The following is a 7,480-nucleotide window of genomic DNA, read 5'->3' as shown; positions in this document are numbered from 1 at the left end:
GACCGTCATGCCCGGCCTCGAGCCGGGTAGCCGCGCCTTGCGCGGCGGGTGGCGAACGCGAGCTTACAGGAAAGGCTCCTCCGGTAGGCCCGGCTTGAAGGCGTGGATGGCAGCCACAACGGTGGCCGTGACGGGCGCGCGCAAGCCTAAGCCTTCATCTTCACATAGGTCCCGGGCGCATCGGCGAGTGCCTCGAGCTTGCCGCCCCCCGGCTCGCGGGCCGCGACCTTCTTCGGTGCCTGCGCCTCCAGCCAGGAGAACCAGTGCGGCCACCAGGACCCGGGATGTTCGTCGGCCTTGGCGAGCCAGTCGGCATAACGGCCTTTCGCGGAGCCGCCGGTCCAGTACTGGTACTTTACCTTGGCAGGCGGATTGACGACGCCGGCGATATGCCCCGATCCGGCGACGACATGCTCGACCGGCCCGCCGAAGCATTGCGAGCCGTTGAAGACCGACTGGGCCGGGGCGATATGATCCTCGCGGGTGGCGAGGTTGTAGATCGGTATCGTGACCAGCTTGAGGTCGAGCGTCTTGCCGCCGATCCGCATCTCGCCTTTGGAGAGCTTGTTGTCGAGATAGCAGTTGCGCAGATAGAAAGAGTGGTTCGCCGCCGGCATCCGCGTCGAATCCGCATTCCAGTAGAGCAGGTCGAAGGGCGTCGGCGCCTTGCCCTTCAGGTAGTTGTTGACCGCATAGGACCAGATCAGGTCGTTCGGCCTGAGCATGTTGAAGGCGCCCGCCATCCGCGCTCCGTCGAGATAGCCGGTCCGGGCCATCTGCTCCTCGATAGCGCGGATCTGCTCCTCGTCGACGAAGACCGAGAGCTCGCCGGCCTGCGAGAAATCGACCTGCGTGGTGAAGAAGGTGGCGCTCTCGATGCGCTTGTCGCGTACCGCCGCCATATAGGCGAGCGTCACGCCGAGCAGTGTGCCGCCGACGCAGTAGCCGATCGCCGAGACCTTCTTTTCCCCCGTCGCTTCCTCGATCGTGTCGAGCGCGGCGAAGATGCCTTCGCGCATATAGCTCTCGAAATCCTTGGCGGCGTGGCGCGCGTCCGGATTGACCCAGGAGATGCAGAACACCGTCAGCCCCTGCTCGACGCACCAGCGGATGAAGCTCTTCTCGGGGTTGAGGTCGAGGATGTAGAACTTGTTGATCCAGGGCGGCACGATCAGCAGCGGCCGCTTCAGCACCTGCGGCGTCGAAGGCGCGTACTGGATCAGCTCGATGATCTCGTTACGGAAGATGACCTTGCCCGGCGTCGTCGCGATATTGACGCCGACCTCGAAGGAGCTGGCGTCCGACTGGCGGATCTTGAGCTCGCCGCCGCCGGCCTCGACATCCTCGGCATACATCTTCATGCCGCGCACGAGGTTCTCGCCGTTCTGCTGCATCGTCTCGCGCAGCAGTTCGGGATTGGTGGCGACGAAATTGGTGGGCGAGAGGGCGCCGGCGATCTGCTTGATGTAGAAGCGGGCCTTCTCCCGCGTATGCGGATCGAGGTCGTCGGCCTTGTCGACCATCGTCTCGGCCCAGCGCGAGCCGATCAGATAGGCCTGCTTGATGAAGTCGAAGGTCGGATGACTGGTCCACTCCGGGTCCTTGAAGCGGCCGTCGCGCTTGTCCGGCTCGGCGATGGGAGCGACCTCCTCGCCGCCGGCCCGCTTCAGCGCCGCGCTCCACAGGTTCATGAAGTCGCCGGTAAGGGAGGCCTGCGCCTCGATGATCCTGGAGGGATCGTTGACCCAGCGCTCGGCGACGCGGCCCAGCGTCTTGACCATGTCGCTGGCCTCGTCGGCCTGGCCGGTCTTGGCCTCGCCGCGTTCGAGCGGCTTCAGATAGGCGGCGGTGACCTTGCCGTATTCCTCGACGAGCCGGCCCATATTCTGCGCGAACTGGTCGAAGTCGGGAGCGGCTGCTTCGGCCGGGCCGGTGGTCTCCTTCGCCTTGTCGCTGTTCCGGCTCATAATGTCGCCCTTTGCCCCTGTTGTTATAGGGTAGCGCATTGCGCTCCATTTTGGTCCTATTAAGGACGCAGCCGCTGTGCTTTACCAAGAAAAATCGTCGAACAGCCGGAAGTCCTCATGCCGACCGATCTCTCTGCGAAAAAGCCGCTTCTCCTGTCGGCCGCGCTCCTGGCAGGGGCTGTCCTGGCGGGGTGCGCGGGCGAGGGCGGCCTGAAGGGGCCGGCCGAGGCCGTCGGCATGGCGACCACGCCGCAGGAATCGAAGGCCTTCGTCCGCGAAACCCGCCCGGCGGGGACGGAGTATATTCCGGTGGGGACGAAAATTCCGGTGGCGCAGCTCTGTGCCGGCCCGACGCCCCCGCCGGCCTATGTGCCGACCGGGCAGGCGGTACGCTTCGCCACGCCCACGCCGATCTACGACCCGAAGGAAGCCTGCAAGCCGCGCTCGGACTTCAAAGCTATCGAGACCCGTCTCGACGGCATGCAGAAGACCAACCAGGCTGCGGGCGAGACGGCCAAGGCGTTGGGCGCATCGACCTCCGCGCCGAAGCCTGCGGATATTCCGCCGAAAAACTGATGCTCCTCCAGCCTCGGAGGTTCGCGGCCGGCAGGCCGTGTCCATTGCCATAATCTGCGTATCGCAATTTATTGCGTTTTTATCTCTGTCCTGACGAAAGATGCGATGCTAAGCAGCCTCGACGCAAGGATGTAATCCCGGCGAAAACATGACACCGCTCCCGGGCGGCCGAGGATCTGTTCGAGATGACCGATTTCCACCGTATCAAGCGCCTGCCGCCCTACGTTTTCGAACAGGTCAACAAGATCAAGGCTGCCGAGCGCGCCAAGGGCGTCGACATCATCGATCTTGGCATGGGCAATCCCGACCTGCCGGCGCCGAAGCACGTCATCGAGAAGCTGGTTGAGACCGCCGGCAAGCCGCGCACGGACCGTTATTCCGCCTCCAAGGGCATCGGCGGCCTGCGCCGCGCCCAGGCGAATTATTACGAGCGCCGCTTCGGCGTGAAGCTGAACCCCGAGACACAGGTCGTCGCGACCCTGGGCTCGAAGGAGGGCTTCGCCAATATGGCGCAGGCCATCACCGGGCCGGGCGATGTCGTGCTCGTGCCGAATCCGAGCTACCCGATCCACGCCTTCGGCTTCCTGATGGCGGGCGGCGTGATTCGCTCCGTCCCGGCCGATCCGACGCCGGCAATGTTCCCGGCGTTGGAGCGGGCGATGATGCATTCGGTGCCCAAGCCGATCGCGCTCGTCACCTGCTATCCCGCCAATCCGACGGCCTATGTCGCCTCGCTCGATTTCTACCGCGACCTCGTCGCCTTCGCGAAGAAGCATGAGCTCATCCTGCTCTCCGATCTCGCCTATGCCGAGGTCTATTTCGACGAGAACAACCCGCCGCCGTCGATGCTGCAGGTGCCGGGTGCGATCGATGTCGCGGTCGAGTTCACTTCGATGTCGAAGACCTTCTCGATGGCGGGCTGGCGCATGGGCTTCGCCGTCGGCAACGAGCGCCTGCTCGCGGCGTTGGCACGGGTGAAATCCTATCTCGACTACGGCGCCTATACGCCGATCCAGGTCGCGGCGGCGGCTGCGCTGAACGGCCCCGACGACTGCATCCGCGAGATGCGCGAGATCTATCGCAAGCGCCGCGACGCGCTGGTCGAGAGCTTCGGCAAGGCCGGCTGGGAGTTTCCGGCGCCGGAGGCCTCGATGTTCGCCTGGGTCGCGATCCCCGAGAAGTTCCGCCATCTCGGCTCGCTGGAATTCTCGAAGCTGCTGATCGAGAAGGCGGAGGTCGCGGTCGCGCCGGGCATCGGCTTCGGCGAGCATGGCGACGACTATGTCCGCATCGCCATCGTCGAGAACGAGCAACGCATCCGCCAGGCCGCGCGCAATATCGGCCGCTTCCTCAAGGGCGCCGACACGACGCTGCACAACGTCATCCAGATGCCGAAGGCGGGGTAGGGCGTTATCCAGATCATCATGCTCGGGCTTGACCCGAGCATCTCGGAAACCAGTGTCATCTCGTCACGAGATTCTCGGGTCTGCGCTTCGCTCCGCCCGAGAATGACGGCTAGGGCTCTGGACCGCGGCCGCAAAACATGGGAACCGATGCGATGCGGACGGCTTGCTCCGCATCGCGCCCGAGGCTCGTTTCCATGTCACGCAAAGGCCGCCTGCTCGGCGTCGCTTTCGCCGTCTTCGCGCTGGTCTGCCTCGTCGCGACATATGACTATTCGAGGGGCCGCATCCCGCAGACGCGCTCGGCCCTGATTTCGGACGTGCTGACGGTCACCAATGGCCGCGAATGCGCCCGCGACGCCACCGATATCGTCGCCCGCTACATTCCGGTCGGAACCAGCCGGGCCGATGCCGAGCGCGTTCTCTCGGAAGTCACGATCGATCCGCCCAAGCCCTGGTTCTGGACGCCTGTGGTCGAGAACAGCACCGTCTCCGAGGGGGCGAGCATCGAGGCGCTGCACACCATCAAGGCGACCGCCTTCGGCACCAACCTGCTGCGCATCTATCTCGGCTTCGAGGATGGCAAGGTGAAGCGCGTCGCCGCCGAGGTCGTCTGCCACTTCGGTTGAGCAGGCGCCTCGTCGCGAGGAGACCGAACAAGGTCGTTTCGTTAGGTCAGTCGCTGCGCTATCCTGAGACAGGGCTGCAACGACAGGTGCCGCCATGGAAGCGACGGACAAGGTTTTCGCCGGCCCCGTTCCGCGGATCTACGACCGGCTGCTCGTACCTCTGATCTTTCGACCCTATGCCGAGGACCTGGCTGCCCGCGTCATGGCCGGGGGGCCCAGGCGCATTCTCGAGATCGCGGCGGGAACGGGTGCGCTGACACAGGAAATGGCGGCGCGCCTCGACGGGGCGAGCATCGTCGCGACGGATCTCAACCCGGCGATGCTCGACCTTGCCGCCGCGCGGTTCCCGGGCGACGACAGGCTCGTCTTCCGGCAGGCGGACGCGCTCGACCTGCCATTTCCCGACGAGAGCTTCGATGCCGTCGTCTGCCAGTTCGGGGCGATGTTCTTTCCCGACAAGCCGAAGGGCTATGCCGAGGCGCTGCGTGTCCTGAAACCGGGCGGGCGCCTCCTGTTCAATGTCTGGGACACCGTAGAGACGAACGATTTCACGGCGGTCATGCTGGATGCGCTGGCCGAGCTGTTTCCCGACGACCCGCCACGCTTCCTCGCGCGCACCCCGCACGGCTATCATGATGTCGGCATGATCGAACTCGACATCATGGCCGGCGGCTTTCCACGGCCGGAGATCGAGCGCGTCGAGAAGCGCTCCCGCGCCGCTTCAGCGACCGATGTCGCGATCGGCCTCTGTCAGGGGACGCCGATGCGTGGCGAGATCGAGGCGCGCGGCACGCCTGGGCTCGAAGTGGCCACCGAGGTCGTGGCGAAGGCGCTGGAGCACCGCTTCGGCTCGGGCCCGATCGAGGGAGCTCTCTCCGCCTTCGTGGTTTCGGCCCGGCGAAGCGAGGTCTGAGACGATTTCGCAGGCGTCGGAGCACCACTCTCCGTTGACTCGCACCGCGCCGCATGCGACCCCGCGCCCATGACCAGCGCTGCCCTTTCGAACGCCTCCCAGCCTCTGCGCATCGGCCTTGCCGGTCTCGGCACGGTCGGCGCCTCGGTGCTGAAGATCCTGCAACGGCAGGAAAATGCTCTGGCTGCCCGCTGCGGTCGCGCCATCCGGGTGGTTGCGGTCTCGGCCCGCGATCGCAAGCGTGACCGCGGGGTCGATCTCGGCGGCCTTGCCTGGTTCGATGATCCGGTCGCGCTGGCAAAATCGGACGAGGTCGACTGCGTGGTCGAGTTGATGGGCGGTTCGGACGGTCCGGCCAAGGCGACCGTCGAAGCCGCGCTCTCGGCGGGCAAGCCTGTTGTGACGGCCAACAAGGCGTTGCTGGCCGCTCACGGCGTCGCCTTGGCCGAGCTGGCAGAGAGTAAGGGCGTGGCGCTTGCCTTCGAGTCGTCCTCGGCCGGTGGCATCCCGATCGTGAAGACCCTGCGCGAGGCGCTGGCCGGCAACAATGTCAGCCGCATCTCCGGTATCCTCAACGGCACCTGCAACTACATCCTCTCGCGCATGGAGCAGGAGGGGCTGACCTTCGAGGCCTGCCTGAAGGACGCGCAACGTCTCGGCTATGCCGAAGCGGACCCGACCTTCGATGTCGAGGGCTTCGACACCGCCCATAAGCTCGCGATCCTGACGAGCCTCGCCTTCGGTACGAAGATCGACGCCGAAGCGATTCATGTCGAAGGCATTTCCGCGATCACGCCGCTCGACCTGAAGATGGCCGACGATCTCGGCTATCGCATCAAGCTGCTCGGCGTCGCCGAGCGCACCAAGACCGGCATCGAGCAGCGCGTGCACCCGACCATGGTGCCGAAATCCTCCGCCATCGCGCAGGTGATGGGCGTGCTCAACGCCGTCAGCGTCGATGCCGATGCGGTGCGCGAGATCACGCTGGTCGGCCCCGGCGCCGGCGGTGATCCGACGGCCTCCGCCGTCGTCGCCGATATCGCCGATGTCGCGCGCGGCACCGCCGGTCTGCCTTTCGGCCTGCCGGTCGCCCGCCTGGAAGAGGCGAAGCGCGCGCCGATGCAGCGCCATGAGGGCGGTTACTATGTCCGTCTCGCCGTCGCCGATCGCCCCGGCGCCGCTGCTGCCATCGCCACCCGCATGGCCGAGGCCGATATCTCGCTGGAGAGCATCGTCCAGCGTCGCTCGCCCGAGGCGGCGACGCGCGATCCCGGCGGTCGCTCGGGCGCGCCGGTTCCGGTCGTGCTCATCACCTACGCCACCAGCGAGAGTGCCATCCGCGCCGCCCTCGAAAAGGTCACCGCCGACGGCCATGTCGCGGAACCGCCACAAGTTATTCGGATTGAACGCGAACAGGTCTGAGAAGACCTCCTTCCATCTCCCGATTTCAAAGGGGACTAGAATTTCATGTCCGTCGATCTTCGCATCTCTCCCGATCAGATCATCGAGCGCTATCTCTCGATGGAACTCGTGCGCGTCACTGAGCGCGCTGCCGTCTCCGCCGCCCGCTGGCGCGGCCACGGCAACGAGAAGGCGGCCGACCAGGCTGCGGTCGATGCGATGCGCCGTGAACTGAACCGCCTGCCGATCGATGGCGAGATCGTCATCGGCGAGGGCGAGCGCGACGAGGCGCCGATGCTCTTCATCGGCGAGAAGGTCGGCAACAAGCAGGGCCCGAAGGTGCATATCGCGGTCGATCCGCTCGAGGGCACCACGCTCTGCGCCAAGGACATGCCCGGCTCGATCGCGGTGATGGCGATGGCCGGCGCCGGCAGCCTGCTCTACGCCCCCGACGTCTACATGGACAAGATCGCGATCGGCCCCGGCTACCAGCCCGGCGTCATCGATCTCGACGCCTCGCCGGCCGACAACATCAACGCGCTGGCCAAGGCCAAGGGCGTGAAGCCGAGCGAGATCTCGACGCTGATCATG

Annotated in this window: 7 protein-coding genes; 6 read left to right on the top strand and 1 reads right to left on the bottom strand. The window is 65.8% G+C overall.

Translation table 11 applies throughout. The features are described from left to right. Positions 1–146: 146 nt before the first annotated feature. Positions 147–1,967, bottom strand: coding sequence for a class I poly(R)-hydroxyalkanoic acid synthase (gene phaC / locus Q0Q02_RS22305; protein WP_293812830.1), 1,821 nt, complete (start codon positions 1,965–1,967; stop codon positions 147–149). A 117-nt stretch (positions 1,968–2,084) separates the two neighbouring features. On the opposite strand from phaC, the gene Q0Q02_RS22300 reads away from it, so the two are divergent. The 6 genes from Q0Q02_RS22300 to Q0Q02_RS22275 form a co-directional block, all read left to right on the top strand. Beyond that, positions 2,085–2,543 (top strand): hypothetical protein, encoded by a 459-nt coding sequence (locus Q0Q02_RS22300; protein ID WP_293812828.1) that lies wholly within the window; start codon positions 2,085–2,087, stop codon positions 2,541–2,543. A 185-nt stretch (positions 2,544–2,728) separates the two neighbouring features. Continuing rightward, positions 2,729–3,949, top strand: coding sequence for an LL-diaminopimelate aminotransferase (locus tag Q0Q02_RS22295; RefSeq protein ID WP_293812826.1), 1,221 nt, complete (start codon positions 2,729–2,731; stop codon positions 3,947–3,949). A gap of 194 nt (positions 3,950–4,143) precedes the next feature. Then, complete coding sequence (locus Q0Q02_RS22290; protein WP_293812824.1) at positions 4,144–4,575, top strand: hypothetical protein; 432 nt, start codon at positions 4,144–4,146, stop codon at positions 4,573–4,575. A gap of 94 nt (positions 4,576–4,669) precedes the next feature. Next, complete coding sequence (locus tag Q0Q02_RS22285; RefSeq protein WP_293812822.1) at positions 4,670–5,488, top strand: class I SAM-dependent methyltransferase; 819 nt, start codon at positions 4,670–4,672, stop codon at positions 5,486–5,488. A 69-nt stretch (positions 5,489–5,557) separates the two neighbouring features. Then, on the top strand, positions 5,558–6,910 hold the full coding sequence (locus Q0Q02_RS22280; protein WP_293812821.1) for a homoserine dehydrogenase: 1,353 nt from the start codon (positions 5,558–5,560) through the stop codon (positions 6,908–6,910). Positions 6,911–6,955: 45 nt separating this feature from the next. Further along, positions 6,956–7,480: fructose-bisphosphatase class II (locus tag Q0Q02_RS22275; protein ID WP_293812820.1), on the top strand; the 525-nt coding region annotated here is incomplete at its 3' end.

This window comes from uncultured Allobosea sp. (assembly GCF_945956895.1).
GTDB lineage: Bacteria > Pseudomonadota > Alphaproteobacteria > Rhizobiales > Beijerinckiaceae > Allobosea.
This window is presented reverse-complemented; position numbering and strand designations above follow the sequence as displayed.

Bases quoted from the DNA above. Each gene is read 5' to 3' on its own strand.
- Q0Q02_RS22300 (WP_293812828.1), top strand. From the start codon at position 2,085: ATGCCGACCGATCTCTCTGCGAAAAAGCCGCTTCTCCTGTCGGCCGCG.
- Q0Q02_RS22280 (WP_293812821.1), top strand. From the start codon at position 5,558: ATGACCAGCGCTGCCCTTTCGAACGCCTCCCAGCCTCTGCGCATCGGC.
- phaC (WP_293812830.1), bottom strand. From the start codon at position 1,967: ATGAGCCGGAACAGCGACAAGGCGAAGGAGACCACCGGCCCGGCCGAA.
- Q0Q02_RS22290 (WP_293812824.1), top strand. From the start codon at position 4,144: ATGTCACGCAAAGGCCGCCTGCTCGGCGTCGCTTTCGCCGTCTTCGCG.
- Q0Q02_RS22295 (WP_293812826.1), top strand. From the start codon at position 2,729: ATGACCGATTTCCACCGTATCAAGCGCCTGCCGCCCTACGTTTTCGAA.
- Q0Q02_RS22285 (WP_293812822.1), top strand. From the start codon at position 4,670: ATGGAAGCGACGGACAAGGTTTTCGCCGGCCCCGTTCCGCGGATCTAC.